We start from the raw sequence: 13963 nt of genomic DNA, 5'->3' as shown, positions 1-13963 counted from the left end.
CGCCTGGATAGGCTGGGGGCATGACTGGCGAGCTGCTCGACCGGGCCCTCATCGAGGAGGCCTCGAAGAAGTCCGGCCTCATCTGGGTCGAAGGACCCGGCGCCCCGGCCCGGCCGCTGTGGCACGTGTGGCACGAGGGCGCCGTCTGCGTGGTCGGCGACGGCCCCGGCGAACAGCCCCTGACGGGACTCGCCGACGGGGCGGGGGCCGAGGTGACGGTGCGCAGCAAGGACAAGGGCGGCCGGCTGGCCACCTGGACGGCGACCGTCCGCGAACTGGCTTCCGGCTCCGAGGAGTGGACGGCGGCCGTCGACGCCCTCAAGGGCAAGCGGCTCAACGCCCCCGACGGCGAGGCCATGCCGGAGCGCTGGGCCCGCGAGTGCCGGGTGCTGCGTCTGGAGCCGACCGGCGCGACGGGCGCGCTGCCCGACGGTGACCTCTCCGCGGCCCCGCTGCCCACCCCGGCGACGACCAGGACGCCGATGCCGGCCGGGCTGCCGCGCCTGCTGACGAAGCGCAGGCGGCGCGGCTGAGGCGGCAGCGGCCCGCGGCCCGTGCCCTTCGGAGGATTCCCCTGAACACGTTCGGCGCTCCGGTGGCGGCACACACCTCCAGGCGGTGACGGTCGCTCCCTGTCACGTCCGTCGGATGGCGACCGGCCCCCGATGCTTGCCGGGTTCCGGCAGGGTGTTGCCCTCGAGGCTGCCGTGGCCCGCCGAGGTGCGCGGCGAGCGGCTCGATCATCATGGTGGCGCGGGCCCGCGCATCCGACGGCACCGGCACCGCGTCAGGCCGGTCCGGCTCAAAGGCCGGTGAAGCCAGGGAGGGAGACGCGGTGGTCGAGTCCGTGGTCGATGTGGTCGTCAACGCGGTCCCGCTGCTGATGGGACCGCTGATCGCGGGGGCCGGCTGGAGCACGTTGCGCAGACCGGACGAGATCCCCCACGTGGCGTCGGGCGGTCCCCGGTGGACGCAACGCTGCTGGTCCGTCGGTTTCGTGCTGCTCGGGGTCACGGTCACGGCCCTCGGCGGGTTCGGCCTCGCCGGACGCGAGGAGGTCTGGCCCGTGGGGCTGGTGCGCCTGCTCGCCGTGGGGCTCGTTGTGTCGTCGATGACGGTTGCGGCCGTGTGCCGGGCCCGGAATCGTCGCAGATCAGCGAGAGGGCCGGGGCTCGGGGCAGGGTGACCGACGTGCCCGCCTCGTGCCCGGACGGCCGGTGAGCGCGCTCGCTCGGCGGTCGCCGCGCTTCGTCTTCGGCCGACGGGGCTGGGAACGCGGCCTAAGAGGTCGGGAGCTGCTTGCCGTAGTCGAGGGTGTCGTCCTTGGCGGGCTTCTCCAGCGGGAAGTCGGTGCCCCAGGAGGAGAAGGTGAGGGTGCCGGCCTGCCCGGCGCGCACCAGCCGCAGCGGGTACGGCGTGCCCTCGAGGGAGACGTCCAGGGTGCCGCCGGCGCCGTCGTCGCCGGTGACCCGGACGGTGCGGGTCCCGCCCTGCTCGTGGTGGCCGTCCGTGCTGAGCTTGCCGTGCAGCGTCAGCAACCCGCCGAGCAGCACGTTCTTGTCGGTGAAGCCGATGAACTTGGTGTACGAGGGGTCGCCCTCGGGCACCTTGACGTACTTCGAGGCGAGCTTGTCCGCCGCCTTGGAGTCGCCGTCCCCGTCGCCGCCCTTGCCCCAGAAGGCGGCGTCGGCCTTCAGGTAGAGCTCCTGGCCGACGCGCAGCAGCCGGAAGGTCTCCCCCTCGGTGCTGACCGAGCCGATGCCGCCCTGCGGCTTCAGCCGCATGTCGAGGGTGTAGGTGCGGCCGCTGGTCTGCACCGAGCCGTGCAGCCGCACGGTGCCGGCGGACGCGGCCGCCTTCTGCGCCTTGGTCTGGATCTGGTCGGCGGGGAGTCTGCCGACGCCGTTCGTTCCCTCGTTCGGATCCTCGGAGCATCCCGTGAGCGCCGTCCCCGCCACGAGCAGCGCGCACACGGCGCCGGCCAGCGTGGCCCTGCGGGAACGGCCCGGGGAGATCGGAATCACAGGTGGGCTGCCTCTCTGAGGGGGGACCTGAACGGCGTACCGCAGAGTACCGGGACCGGTGGGGCCGGACGGAGCCAGTCCGTCCGGACCGGCCGCCAGCGCGGCACCGATCGGGACGGGCTAGCCTGAAGCCCGTCCGAGCGGGCAATCCGGAAAACAGACGCACCGGGCAGCACACGGCAAGGAAGACCTCCGCACGCACGCAAAGGAGCCGCCGGAATGGCATCGGGCGCACCCCGGTTCTTCGTCTCCCACGTCTCCGGCGTCGCCGTGTTCGACCCGGCGGGCGACCAGGTGGGCCGTGTGCGCGATCTCGTCGTCATCCTGCGTCCCGGCCGCCGTCCGCCCCGGCTGCTCGGCCTGGTGGTCGAACTCTCCACCCGGCGCCGCATCTTCCTGCCGATGACCCGCGTGACGTCCGTGCAGGCCGGCCAGGTCATCACCACCGGGGTGCTCAACGTCCGCCGCTTCGAGCAGCGGCCCACGGAGCGGCTGGTGTTCGGCGAGCTGCTCGACCGGCGCGTCACCCTCGTGGAGACCGGCGAGGAGGTCACCGTCCTGGACCTGTCGGTGCATCAACTGCAGGCGCGGCGCGAGTGGGAGATCGACCGGGTCTTCGTGCGCAAGGGAAGGAAGGGCGGCGCGTTCCGGCGCGGCAAGGGCGAGACGCTGACCGTGGAGTGGTCCGCCGTCACCGGCTTCTCGCTGGAGGAAGCCGGGCAGGGCGCGGAGAACCTGCTCGCCACCTTCGAGCAGCTGCGCCCCGCCGACCTGGCCAACGTGCTGCACCACCTCTCCCCCAAGCGGCGGGCGGAGGTGGCCGCCGCCCTGGACGACGAGCGGCTCGCGGACGTCCTGGAGGAACTGCCCGAGGACGACCAGATCGAGGTCCTGGGCGTGCTGGCGGAGGAGCGGGCCGCGGACGTCCTGGAGGCGATGGACCCCGACGACGCGGCCGACCTGCTGGGCGAGCTGCCCGAGGCGGACAAGGAGCGGCTGCTGAGCCTGATGCGCCCCGCGGACGCGGCCGACATGCGCCGCCTGATGTCGTACGAGGAGCACACGGCGGGCGGGCTGATGACCACCGAGCCGATCATCCTGCGGCCGGACGCGACCGTCGCGGACGCCCTCGCCCGGATCCGCGAGCCGGACCTGTCGCCCGCGCACGCGGCGCAGGTGTACGTGTGCCGGCCGCCGGAGGAGACCCCGACCGGCAAGTACCTGGGCACCGTGCACTTCCAGCGGCTGCTGCGCGATCCCCCCTACACGCTGGTCGGCTCGATGCTCGACGACGACCTGCGGCCGCTGGACCCGGAGGCGACGCTGCCCGTGGTCGCCGGGTTCTTCGCCACGTACGACATGGTGGCGGCGCCGGTCGTCGACGAGGCCGGGTCGCTGCTGGGCGCGGTGACCGTGGACGACGTGCTGGACCACATGCTTCCGGACGACTGGCGGGAGACCGAGTTCCACCTGGAGGAGGGGGAGGCGCCCGATGGCGGGTGAACGCGACGCCCTGCGGGAGCGGACCCTGGCCGGGGCCACGGCGGCGGGACGGCCGCGCGCGCCGCGGCTGGACCAGCCGCGCCCTCCCCGGCGGCGGATCGTGCCCGAGTGGGACCCGGACGCCTTCGGGCGGCTCTCGGAGCGCATCGCGCGTTTCCTGGGCACCGGGCGGTTCATCGTCTGGATGACGGTCGTCATCATCCTGTGGGTGCTGTGGAACGTGTCCGTGCCGAAGGAGCTGCGGTTCGACGAGTACCCGTTCATCTTCCTGACGCTGGCGCTGTCCCTCCAGGCCTCCTACGCGGCCCCGCTGATCCTGCTCGCGCAGAACCGGCAGGACGACCGCGACCGGGTCAACCTGGAACAGGACCGCAAGCAGAACGAGCGGTCGATCGCCGACACCGAGTATCTGACCCGTGAGATCGCCGCGCTGCGGATCGGGCTCGGCGAGGTGGCCACCCGGGACTGGATCCGTTCGGAGCTGGAGGACCTGGTCAAGGAGCTGGAGATCCGACAGAACGGCCATAAGGAGCATCACGGTACGCATCCGGCGATGCGGGCGGAACACCCGCCGGGACGTGACGCAGACGACCGCTGACGTCCTTACCGGCCGGTGTACCCGGAGCCGTACCATCGTCCTTATGGCTACGGAAGACGCGGTGCGCGAAGCACTGGCGACGGTGAACGACCCCGAGATCAACCGGCCCATCACCGAGCTCGGGATGGTCAAATCGGTGGAGATCGGTGCGGACGGTGCGGTCGCGGTCACCGTGTACCTGACGGTCTCCGGCTGCCCCATGCGCGACACCATCACGCAGCGCGTGACGGACGCGGTCTCCGGCGTCGAGGGCGTGACCCGGGTCGACGTGACGCTGGACGTGATGAGCGACGAGCAGCGCAAGGAGCTGGCGAACGCCCTGCGCGGCGGCCAGACCGAGCGCGAGGTGCCCTTCGCCAAGCCGGGCAGCCTCACCCGGGTGTACGCGGTGGCGTCCGGCAAGGGCGGCGTCGGCAAGTCCTCGGTGACGGTGAACCTGGCGGCGGCGATGGCGGCCGACGGTCTGAAGGTCGGCGTCGTGGACGCCGACATCTACGGCCACTCGGTGCCGCGCATGCTGGGCGCCGACGGGCGTCCCACCCAGGTCGAGAACATGATCATGCCGCCGTCGGCGCACGGCGTGAAGGTGATCTCCATCGGCATGTTCACCCCGGGCAACGCGCCCGTGGTGTGGCGCGGACCGATGCTGCACCGCGCGCTCCAGCAGTTCCTGGCGGACGTGTACTGGGGCGACCTGGACGTGCTGCTGCTCGACCTGCCGCCCGGCACCGGCGACATCGCGATCTCGGTCGCGCAGCTCGTGCCGAACGCGGAGATCCTGGTCGTCACGACCCCGCAGCAGGCCGCGGCCGAGGTGGCCGAGCGCGCCGGCTCCATCGCCGTGCAGACGCACCAGAAGATCGTCGGCGTGGTCGAGAACATGTCGGGGCTGCCCTGCCCGCACTGCGGCGAGATGGTCGACGTGTTCGGCACCGGCGGCGGGCAGACCGTCGCCGAGGGCCTGACCCGCACCACCGGCGCCAACGTGCCGGTGCTGGGCGCCATCCCGATCGACGTGCGGCTGCGCGAGGGCGGCGACGAGGGCAAGCCCGTGGTGCTGTCCGACCCGGAGTCCCCCGCGGGCTCGGCGCTGCGCTCCATCGCGGGCAAGCTGGGCGGCCGTCAGCGCGGTCTGTCGGGCATGTCCCTGGGGATCACCCCGCGCAACAAGTTCTGAGACCCGCACACACGCCGGAGGGCGCCGTCCGCTGCGGACGGCGCCCTCGTGGCGTTTCCGGGCGGCTCGCTCAGCCCTGGTAGGCGGCGATGTCCTTCACCACGGCGAAGCCCAGCCCGTACGCGCTCATCCCCCGGCCGTACGCGCCGACGTGGACGCCGGCCTGGGTGGAACCGGCGAGCACCCAGCCGTACTCGGACTCCCGGTAGTGGAACGGCGTGGGCACGCCGTCCACGGGCAGGGAGAGCGTCGACCAGTCCTCGCCCTCCAGATCGTCCGCCAGCACCCAGGCGGTCTCCGTCTGCTGCTCCAGCCAGTCGTCGCGCAGGGAGTGGTCCATGTGGCCGGGCCAGGTGAAGGACAGCAGCCCCACCCCGGCGAGCCAGGCGGCGGAGGACACCGAGGTGGCCTCCAGCAGTCCCGTGCCGTCGGCGCTGCGGCGGACCGGGTTGGCCGCGACGGTCACCACGACCGCGAACTTCTCCTTGGCGTCCTGGTCACCCCCGGCCGCGAACTCGCTGCGGACGGACGGCTCGTCGCCGTGTCCGACCGATCCGTGCTCCACGGCCCCGTCGGCCGAGTGGCCGACCTGCATCAGCCAGCGCGGCCCCGTGAAGGCCTCGTCGAGGCCGTACCAGGGGAAGGGCGCACGCAGGTAGCCGTCGACCGTACGCCGGGCGGAGGGGACTGGTTGTCCGTCCTCCGCGGCCGGCGCCTGCGCGACTGCAGAACTCGTCGTCTCCATGTGCCCGGACGCCTCCTCGCTCTCGTCGGACCGGGCGGCCCGCCCCCCTTTCGGGCGTACTCGTCCGTTCCGCACAACAACTCGGCAGCATAACCACCCTGCCGCCACAGGCAGGGAAACCGCCCGGCGCGTAGGGCGTTCGGACGCCCGGATCAGGCCGTCCGCAGCCCGGGTGGAGTATGAAACGCGTCACGTACGCGCCGGCGCACGCCCTGTGGGCCGGTCAGGTGGCGTCCATGTCGAAGGGCGGTCGGTCGCCGGCGGCCGGCGTCTCGGGCTTCTTCGTCATGTCCACCCGGCCGCCGGGGGCGGCGGGCGAGGGGGCCGGATCGGCGTCGCGCCCGTGGACGGCGTCCGTGACCTCGGCCATCTCCTTCTTCAGGTCGAAGCCGTTGCGGATCTCCTTCAGCCCCAGGTCGTCGTTGTCCAGCTGCTTGCGGATGAACGTCTTGGGGTTGAGGTCGTCGAACTCGAAGTCCTTGAACTCCGGGCCCAGTTCCTGCCTGATGTCCTGCTTGGCGCTCTCCGAGAAGTCCCTGATCTTCCGGATCGTGCGGGTCACGTCCTGGATGACCTTGGGAAGCTTCTCCGGACCGAAGATGAGCACGGCGAGGACGATGAGCGTCACCAGCTCGAGCGGTCCTATGTCATTGAACACCTGAAGCTCCTCGCGATGCCTTCGGTCCTCGGCCCTCGGTGCCGGTCGTTCGCCCTCCGTGGTCCGGGCCGGGTCCACGGTACCCGGACCTCCCGCACCACCGGTACCGTCCCGGCGTCCCGGCGGCGTCGGACGGGCGGCGCGTCAGTCGCCGTCGGAGGATCCGAGCACCAGCGACACCGTGCGTTCCTCGCCGTTGCGCTCCAGGGTCAGCTCCAGCCGGTCGCCGGGGCGGTGGGCGCGGGTCTTGACGATCAGTTCCTCGCCGGAGTGCACGGGGCGGCCGTCGACCTCGGTGATGACGTCGCCGGGGCGGATGCCCGCCTTGGCGCCGGGGCCGCCGGTGCTGACCGGGGGCCCGCCGTCGCTGCCCTCGGCCGCCACGCGGGCGCCGTCGCCGCCGTACTCCATGTCGAGGGTGATGCCGATCACCGGGTGCGTGGCCTTGCCGTGCTCGATCAGCTCCTCGGCGACCCGCTTGCCCTGGTTGATCGGGATGGCGAAGCCGAGCCCTATGGAGCCGGACTGGCCGCCCTCGGGGTCCAGGCCGCCGTCGGCCGAGCGGATGGCCGAGTTGATGCCGACCACCCGGCCCTTGCCGTCGAGCAGCGGTCCGCCGGAGTTGCCGGGGTTGATGGGCGCGTCGGTCTGCAGGGCGTCGACGTACGACACGTCGCTGCCGTCGCCGTTCTCGCCGCCTGCGGTGATGGGCCGCTCGCGGGCGCTGATGATGCCGGAGGTGACGGTGCCGGCCAGGTCGAAGGGTGCGCCGATGGCGACGACGGGGTCGCCGACCTGCACGTTGTCCGAGTTGCCGAGCGGCAGGGGGGTGAGCCCTCGGACGCCCTTGACCCGTACTACGGCGAGGTCGTAGCCGCTGTCCCGGCCGACGACGGTCGCCTCGGCGGTGTCGCCGCTGTGGAAGGTGACGGTGATGTCGCCGTTCTTCCCGGCGGGCTCGACGACGTGGTCGTTGGTGAGGATGTGGCCCCGGTCGTCCAGCACGAAGCCGGTGCCCGTGCCGGCCTTGCCGCCGCCGCTGACGTGCAGGGTGACGACGCTGGGCAGCGCCTGCGCGGCGATCCCGGCGACGCTGTCGGGGTCCCGGTCGGGCGCCTCCACACCGGCCTGCGGCAGCTCCACGGCGCCGATGCCGCCGTTCCGCTCCAGCTGCACGCCGACGACACCGCCGCCGACGCCGGACACGAGCGCGATGACCAGGGCGCCGCCGACCAGCGCGCGCCTGCGGCGACCGCGCCGGCGCTTCACGTCCTCCTCGACGGGGTCGGCCTGCTGCAACGGGGCGACGGCCGCCGGAGCGGCCCAGGGGTCGTAGCGCGCCCAGGGGCCGGCCGCGGGGGCGTCCTGAGGCGCGGGGGCGGGCTCCGGGGCCGCAGGAGGCGTGCCCGGCCCGGCAACGGCCTCCGGGGCCGCGGGAGACGCGCCCATGGGCACGCCGTGCGCGGGAGTGGCCGCCGGGGCCGCAGGAGGCGCGCCCGGCACGGCAGCGGCCTCCGGGGCCGCGGGAGATGCGCCCGGCCCGGCAACGGCCTCCGGGGCCGCGGGAGACGCGCCCATGGGCACGCCGTGCGCGGGAGCGGCCGGCGCGGGAGTGGCCGGCGCGGGAGTGGCCGGCGCGGGAGTGGCCGCCGGGGCCGCAGGAGGCGCGCCCAGTCCGGCAACGGCCTCCGGCGCCACAGGAGACGCGCCCATGGGCACGCCGTGCGCGGGAGTGGCCGCCGGATGCTGCACAGGTGGAGCAGGCGCCCAGGGGCCGGGCTCCCCGTAGGGCGGGGTGCTGTAGGGGTCGGGGTCGTGGAGCGGCTTGGGCTGCTCGGCTGCGGGCAGCGGGGCGCCGGCAGGGGCGGGGACGGTGCCGGTCACACCGGGCGCGGGGACCTCAGCGGCCGGTGCGGGCACGGTGGGGGCGGGGCCGACGCCCTGCCCGGGGACTGCGGTGCCTGCGCCGGAGGCAGGCGCCTCGGTCGGGGCCGGGTGAGGGGCGGACGCGGTGGGCTGTCCAGCCGCCTGGGCCGTGCCGTCCGCGATGTACTCGACGCCCGTACCGGCGGCGTCGGGCCCACTGCCGGGCGCGGTGTCCGCCGCACCCGCCGGGTGATCCGCGAGGGACTCGGCGCCAGAGCCGGCCGGAGTGCCGTGCGCAAGGGCTCCCGCACCTGATGCGGTCTCGTCGCCCGTTCCTGGGCTCGGGGCCTGGTCCGAGGCTGGGGAGTGGGGCCCCGCGCCGCCGTCGGAAGCCCCGTCCGTCCGGGCGGGGACAGGCTCGGTGCCAAGGATCCGATCCCCGGCCGCGAAGCCGGCGTCCCCGCCGCCGCCAGGGGTGCTGTCCCCCCGGGCCGGGGCGGGCTCGGGGTCGGAGGTCCGGTCCCAGGCCGGGAAATCGGTGCTCGCGCCGCCGCCAGGGGTGCCCTCCGCCCGGGCCGAGGCCGGCTCGGTGTCCGACGACCGGTCCCAAGCCTGGGAAACGGCGTCCCCGCCGCCGCCAGGGGTGCCGTCCGCCCGGGCCGGGGCGACCTCGGGGTCCGAGGACCGGTCCCGAGCCTGGGAAACGGCGTCCCCGCCGCCGCCAGGGGTGCCCTCCGTCCGGGCCGACGCCGGCTCGGTGTCCGACGACCGGTCCCAAGCCTGGGAAACGGCGTCCCCGCCGCCGCCAGGGGTGCCCTCCGTCCGGGCCGACGCCGGCTCGGTGTCCGACGACCGGTCCCAAGCCTGGGAAACGGCGTCCCCGCCGCCGCCAGGGGTGCCCTCCGCCCGGGCCGAGGCCGGCTCGGTGTCCGGGGCCCGGTACCGAGCCGCGGAATCGGCAGCCCCGGCGCCGTCGGGAGCCCCGTCCGTCCGGGCGGGCGCCCCGCTCAGGGGGCGGCCCAGTTCGTAGTCGCCGTCGGGCCCTGTGCGGGGGGACCGCATGCTGTTCGGGCGGGCGAGTTCGAAGTCGCCGTCGGGTTCTTCGGACGCCCCAGGCGTGCCCGGCTTCCCCTCGTTCATGCTCTCCCCACGGCTGGACCGGCACGGATCGTCGGCACCGTGCTCCGGTCCGCCCGCGCGGTGGAGCCCGGCTCGGCGCCCGGCCGCAGTGGGCCTGGGCGCGCCACCCGGAATCTAATCAGGTTCGCGCGCCCGCGCGCAGGGGCCCGGTCAGCGGGCGGCCCGCGCGCTGTGCGTGGGCGAGGGTGCCGGTGACGGCGCGGCCGTGACCAGGCCGGGGCTCTTCAGCCCGACCGCCGACGCCCATGCGCCCAGTCCGAACGGCGGGACCGAGTTCAGCGGACGTATGTGCGGGGACACCGCCGTGGCGCCGCCCTGCGAGGGCGACGGGATGCCGGGCAGCAGGGGGGCCGCGACGCCGGTGGGGACGACGGGACCCGAACCGAGCGCGCTCTGGCCGCCGGCGACCTGTCCGAGCAGCGGGCCGACGCCTCGGCGCCGGGAGTCCGGGGCGGTGGCCGCGCCCGCGCCCTGCGTGCGCGCCGGTGTCACGTTGCTCCCCTTGCCCTGGCCGCGCGTCTCCACGTCGACCGGGGTGACGGTGGAGACGCCGCCGAGGGCGATCGCGGCCAGCGACACCGCTCCGGCGGCGACGAACGCGAGCCGCAGACCACGCGAGGACGGCCGGGCGGCGGCGAGGCCCGCAGCGGCGGCGGCCGCGGGCTGGTGGCGCCGCACGGGCGCGTAGGCGAACTCGAAGCGCTCGCCGCGCCGCGCCCCGAAGACTCCCGCGGTGGAGCCGCCGGGCAGCGCGGAGCCGCCCAGCGGTGAGCCGCCGTCACCGAATCCGCCTCCGGCGGGCAGCCCTTGCAGGCGCGCCAGAAGGCTCTCGGAGGGCGGCGGCGGCGCGGCGGCCGCGAACACGTTCTTCAGGCGGCGCTGCTCGTCCACCTCCGCCTTGCACTTCGCACAGGTGGCGACATGCGCCAGTACGCGCTCACGCGCGTCATGACCCAGCTCCCCGTCCACGAGGGCGGCGAGCCGGTCTCCCAGGTGATGCTCCGCGAGGTGCCCCTCGGGGGACTTCGGCAGTGAACTGCTCACGCGCTCGCGCCCCCTCCTCCCAGTGCGGGAACACGCGGCGCGAAGGAGGGGCGGTCCGCGCGCGCCTTGGGCGAACGGTGCGCGAGGGCCTTGCGCAGCTGGGAACGGCCGCGGTGGATACGGGACCGGACGGTGCCGAGCTTCACGCCCAGGGTGGCCGCGATCTCCTCGTACGACAGTCCTTCGATGTCGCACAGGACGACGGCGGCGCGGAACTCCGGGGCGAGGGTGTCGAGGGCCTGCTGGACGTCGGCGTCGAAGTGCGCGTCGTTGAAGACCTGCTGCGGCGAGGGCTCCTTGCTGGCGAGCCGCTCGGCCGCGTCCTCGCCGAGCGCGTCGAAGCGGATGCGCTGCTTGCGGCGGACCATGTCCAGGAAGAGGTTCGTGGTGATGCGGTGCAGCCAGCCCTCGAAGGTGCCCGGCGTGTACGTCGACAGGGAGCGGAAGACACGGACGAAGACCTCCTGCGTGAGGTCCTCGGCGTCGTGCTGGTTGCCCGTGAGACGGTAGGCGAGCCGGTACACCCGGCCGCTGTGCATGCTGACGATCTCCTCCCACGTGGGCGGAGTCCACGCCTGCCCGTCCGCGTCGCCGGAGAAGGTCGCGGTCTGGGCCGGGTCGCCGGCGCGGTCATGGTCAGCAGCGGTGTTGTTCACGGATTTCGGCCTGCCCGCCGACCCGAGGAAGCGCCGCAGCACTCCCGCACGATCCACGGGCGCAGCCGCACCTCCCCTGTCGGCTCTGGTGGTGTCCAGTGGAGCCCCTACCATAGCCACCTCGCCCGTTAGCTCCGGATAAGCGGTTTTACGAGAATTTGATTCGGGCTGCCACGGCTCGTACGACTGCGCCCGCACTTGCTCGGCGTCCGCGTCCACTCCTCGCCCCCCTTCCCGGCACACGCCTCTCTCTTGTCCCTTTGAACGACTGGTCCCATCTGCGGGTTCCCGACGCCAACGGATACAGTCACGCCCAGGCAACCACGGGGACAGGAGAGGGTCATTACCGCCAACCGGCAGACGAGCTGGGCGTTCTCCGACGCCTATGTCGCCGAGGACGAGGCGCTGCGCTGGGCCCGCGACCGGGCCGGCGAGGCCGGCCTGCGCTCGGTGTCGCCCGGCACGGGCGCGGCTCTGCGGTTGCTCGCCGCCAGCGTGGACGCCAAGGCGGTGGCGGAGATCGGCACGGGCTGCGGCGTGTCGGGGATCCATCTGCTGCACGGCATGCGCCCGGACGGGGTACTGACGACGGTCGACCAGGAGCCGGAGCACCAGCAGTCGGCCCGGCAGGCCTTCCGTGAGGCCGGGTTCGCCGGCAACCGGGCCCGCTTCATCCCCGGCCCCGCGCTGGACGTGCTGCCGCGTCTCGCGGATTCGGGCTACGACCTGGTGTTCTGCGACGGCGACCGGCAGGAGTACCAGGACTATCTCGCCGAATCGTTGCGCCTTCTGCGCCCTGGAGGCCTGGTCGCCTTCGAAGGCGTCTTCGCGAACGGGCGCACCGTGGACTCCGGCCCCCAGCCGACGGAGGTGCTGCGACTGCGGGAACTGGTGCGGACCGTTCGCGAGAGCCAGGAGCTGGTGTCGTCGCTCCTGCCCGTGGGGGACGGGCTGCTGTGCGCCGTGAAGCGGTGACCTGCCGTGTCGCGCCACCTTTTATGGACGTCGGTTCCCCCGGACGTGTGCGCAAACAGCCGCCCCGGCACCGCGTGCGGCACCGGGGCGGCTGAAAGGGTATGGTCGCTTGCGCGTCAGCCGACGACCTTCTTGAGGGCGTCGCCGAGCGCGTCGGCCTCGTCCGGGGTCAGCTCGACGACGAGCCGACCGCCGCCTTCGAGCGGAACGCGCATGACGATGCCCCGCCCCTCCTTGGTCACCTCGAGCGGGCCATCACCCGTCCGCGGCTTCATGGCCGCCATGCTCGTTCCCCTTCCTGAAACCCAGCTAAACCGTCTGAGCCGACGGCCCACTGAAGGGCACCTGCGGTCCCTGAAGCAGGACACACGCCACCGGCATCGAACACATTGCTTCCAGGCCATTATCCCGCATGGCGGGACCCGATGACCAACATCAGTTGGCATCGCTTGGGCAACGCACGCGAGCAAAACCACTCAATTCGGCGATGTGGCTGCCATACTGCGCCCTCGCATGGACATTCGGGCGCCGGAATCCCGACACGAAGGTTTGACGCAGGTCACACCCGGGCCGTCCGCCGGGATCCCTGAACTGGGTCATGCTGTCCTCCGGAAGAGGACGTACTCGTCAGTACGTCCCGAGCCGCACACGGAGGGATACGACCATGGCCGACACCGTGCTCTACGAGGTGAGCGACGGACTCGCGACGATCACGCTGAACCGCCCCGAGGCGATGAACGCGCTGAACGTCGCGGCGAAGGTCGCCCTCCGGGACGCGGTCAGGGCCGCCGCGGACGACGACGCCGTACGGGCCGTGCTGCTGACCGCGGCCGGCGAGCGGGCGTTCTGCGTCGGGCAGGACCTCAAGGAGCACATCGGGCTGCTGGCCGCCGACCGGGAGAACGGGTCGGGGCAGACCATGTCCACGGTGCGCGAGCACTACAACCCGATCGTGCGGGCGATCACGGATGCGCCGAAGCCGGTGGTGGCCGCCGTGAACGGCGTGGCGGCGGGGGCCGGGTTCGGGTTCGCGCTGGCCGCGGACTACCGGATCGTGGCGGAGACGGCGAAGTTCAACACGTCGTTCGCGGGGGTCGCGCTGACCGCGGACTCGGGCATCTCCTGGACGCTGCCGCGGGTGATCGGGCCGAGCCGGGCGACGGATCTGCTGCTGTTCCCGCGGAACATCTCCGCGCAGGAGGCGTACGAGCTGGGGATCGCGAACCGGGTCGTGCCGGCGGACGAGCTGCGGGCGGAGGCGGAGAAGGTGGCGCGGGGGCTGGCCCAGGGGCCGACGGTTGCCTTCGCGGCGCTGAAGGAGTCCGTGGCGTTCGGGATGAGCCACTCGCTCGCGGAGACGCTGGAGAAGGAGGACGAGCTGCAGAGTCGGGCGGGGTCCTCCGAGGATCACGGGATCGCGGTCAGGGCGTTCGTGAACAAGGAGGAGCCGAGGTATTCGGGGCGGTGAGGGTGGTCGCGGCGGGGTCGCGGAGGTGCGGCTCCGTCGTGGCTGGTCGCGCGGTTCCCCGCGCTCCTAGGGGGTGAGGGCTGCGGCGGGCCCGCGCGTGACGGTTCGT

General features: G+C 73.5%; 14 protein-coding genes. 7 read left to right on the top strand and 7 right to left on the bottom strand.

Annotation, left to right across the window (positions count from 1 at the left end; translation table 11 throughout):
• Nucleotides 1-20 precede the first annotated feature (20 nt).
• Nucleotides 21-533: a hypothetical protein gene (locus MTR79_RS05310; RefSeq protein WP_114874739.1), complete on the top strand. Its 513-nt coding sequence runs from the start codon at nt 21-23 to the stop codon at nt 531-533.
• A gap of 302 nt (nt 534-835) precedes the next feature.
• The gene (locus MTR79_RS05305; RefSeq protein ID WP_244789383.1) at nt 836-1186 is read left to right on the top strand and encodes a hypothetical protein; all 351 of its coding nucleotides are present in this window, start codon (nt 836-838) and stop codon (nt 1184-1186) included.
• 94 nt (nt 1187-1280) lie between these two features.
• On the opposite strand, the gene MTR79_RS05300 is transcribed toward MTR79_RS05305, so the two are convergent.
• Entirely contained in the window at nt 1281-2024 is a 744-nt protein-coding gene (locus MTR79_RS05300) for a hypothetical protein (protein ID WP_086699410.1), read from the bottom strand.
• Between the two features lie 219 nt (nt 2025-2243).
• On the opposite strand from MTR79_RS05300, the gene MTR79_RS05295 reads away from it, so the two are divergent.
• The 3 genes from MTR79_RS05295 to MTR79_RS05285 are packed head-to-tail and all read left to right on the top strand — an operon-like array spanning nt 2244 to nt 5302.
• Nucleotides 2244-3527: a CBS domain-containing protein gene (locus MTR79_RS05295; RefSeq protein WP_086699408.1), complete on the top strand. Its 1284-nt coding sequence runs from the start codon at nt 2244-2246 to the stop codon at nt 3525-3527.
• Entirely contained in the window at nt 3517-4125 is a 609-nt protein-coding gene (locus MTR79_RS05290; RefSeq protein ID WP_086699407.1) for a DUF1003 domain-containing protein, read from the top strand. The genes MTR79_RS05295 and MTR79_RS05290 overlap by 11 nt, the downstream gene beginning before the upstream one ends.
• A gap of 43 nt (nt 4126-4168) precedes the next feature.
• Nucleotides 4169-5302, top strand: coding sequence for an Mrp/NBP35 family ATP-binding protein (locus tag MTR79_RS05285; RefSeq protein ID WP_086699405.1), 1134 nt, complete (start codon nt 4169-4171; stop codon nt 5300-5302).
• A gap of 70 nt (nt 5303-5372) precedes the next feature.
• Here the strand turns inward: MTR79_RS05285 and MTR79_RS05280 are convergent, their stop codons facing one another.
• The 5 genes from MTR79_RS05280 to sigE all read right to left on the bottom strand — a co-directional run bounded on the left by MTR79_RS05280 (nt 5373) and on the right by sigE (nt 11411).
• Nucleotides 5373-6047 (bottom strand): hypothetical protein, encoded by a 675-nt coding sequence (locus MTR79_RS05280; protein ID WP_175448810.1) that lies wholly within the window; start codon nt 6045-6047, stop codon nt 5373-5375.
• 223 nt (nt 6048-6270) lie between these two features.
• Nucleotides 6271-6705: a sec-independent translocase gene (locus tag MTR79_RS05275; protein WP_114874738.1), complete on the bottom strand. Its 435-nt coding sequence runs from the start codon at nt 6703-6705 to the stop codon at nt 6271-6273.
• Nucleotides 6706-6849: 144 nt separating this feature from the next.
• The gene (locus MTR79_RS05270; protein WP_244789381.1) at nt 6850-8589 is read right to left on the bottom strand and encodes a trypsin-like peptidase domain-containing protein; all 1740 of its coding nucleotides are present in this window, start codon (nt 8587-8589) and stop codon (nt 6850-6852) included.
• Between the two features lie 1272 nt (nt 8590-9861).
• Entirely contained in the window at nt 9862-10755 is an 894-nt protein-coding gene (locus MTR79_RS05265) for a zf-HC2 domain-containing protein (protein WP_189364269.1), read from the bottom strand.
• Nucleotides 10752-11411, bottom strand: a complete 660-nt coding sequence (sigE, locus tag MTR79_RS05260; RefSeq protein ID WP_086705233.1) for an RNA polymerase sigma factor SigE — start codon at nt 11409-11411, stop codon at nt 10752-10754. Before sigE ends, MTR79_RS05265 begins: the two co-directional genes overlap by 4 nt.
• Before the next feature lie 276 nt (nt 11412-11687).
• Here sigE and MTR79_RS05255 point away from each other — a divergent pair, with 276 nt between their 5' ends.
• Nucleotides 11688-12386, top strand: coding sequence for an O-methyltransferase (locus MTR79_RS05255; RefSeq protein ID WP_078894975.1), 699 nt, complete (start codon nt 11688-11690; stop codon nt 12384-12386).
• Between the two features lie 116 nt (nt 12387-12502).
• On the opposite strand, the gene MTR79_RS05250 is transcribed toward MTR79_RS05255, so the two are convergent.
• Nucleotides 12503-12670, bottom strand: a complete 168-nt coding sequence (locus tag MTR79_RS05250; RefSeq protein WP_003966491.1) for a DUF3117 domain-containing protein — start codon at nt 12668-12670, stop codon at nt 12503-12505.
• A 380-nt stretch (nt 12671-13050) separates the two neighbouring features.
• Between MTR79_RS05250 and MTR79_RS05245 the strand changes: the two genes are divergently transcribed.
• Nucleotides 13051-13854 carry an enoyl-CoA hydratase-related protein gene (locus MTR79_RS05245; RefSeq protein WP_086705229.1) on the top strand — a complete coding sequence of 268 codons (804 nt, stop codon included), beginning with the start codon at nt 13051-13053 and terminating at the stop codon, nt 13852-13854.
• Nucleotides 13855-13963: the final 109 nt, after the last annotated feature.

Source organism: Streptomyces sp. BJ20 (assembly GCF_022869105.1).
GTDB lineage: Bacteria > Actinomycetota > Actinomycetes > Streptomycetales > Streptomycetaceae > Streptomyces > Streptomyces griseoincarnatus.
Note: the sequence above shows the minus strand (reverse complement) of the source record. Positions and strands in the feature narration are given on the sequence as shown.

Coding starts and splice junctions, on each gene's coding strand:
- MTR79_RS05285 (WP_086699405.1), top strand. CDS start 4,169: ATGGCTACGGAAGACGCGGTGCGCGAAGCACTGGCGACGGTGAACGAC.
- MTR79_RS05280 (WP_175448810.1), bottom strand. CDS start 6,047: ATGGAGACGACGAGTTCTGCAGTCGCGCAGGCGCCGGCCGCGGAGGAC.
- MTR79_RS05295 (WP_086699408.1), top strand. CDS start 2,244: ATGGCATCGGGCGCACCCCGGTTCTTCGTCTCCCACGTCTCCGGCGTC.
- MTR79_RS05290 (WP_086699407.1), top strand. CDS start 3,517: ATGGCGGGTGAACGCGACGCCCTGCGGGAGCGGACCCTGGCCGGGGCC.
- MTR79_RS05250 (WP_003966491.1), bottom strand. CDS start 12,670: ATGGCGGCCATGAAGCCGCGGACGGGTGATGGCCCGCTCGAGGTGACC.
- MTR79_RS05310 (WP_114874739.1), top strand. CDS start 21: ATGACTGGCGAGCTGCTCGACCGGGCCCTCATCGAGGAGGCCTCGAAG.
- MTR79_RS05245 (WP_086705229.1), top strand. CDS start 13,051: ATGGCCGACACCGTGCTCTACGAGGTGAGCGACGGACTCGCGACGATC.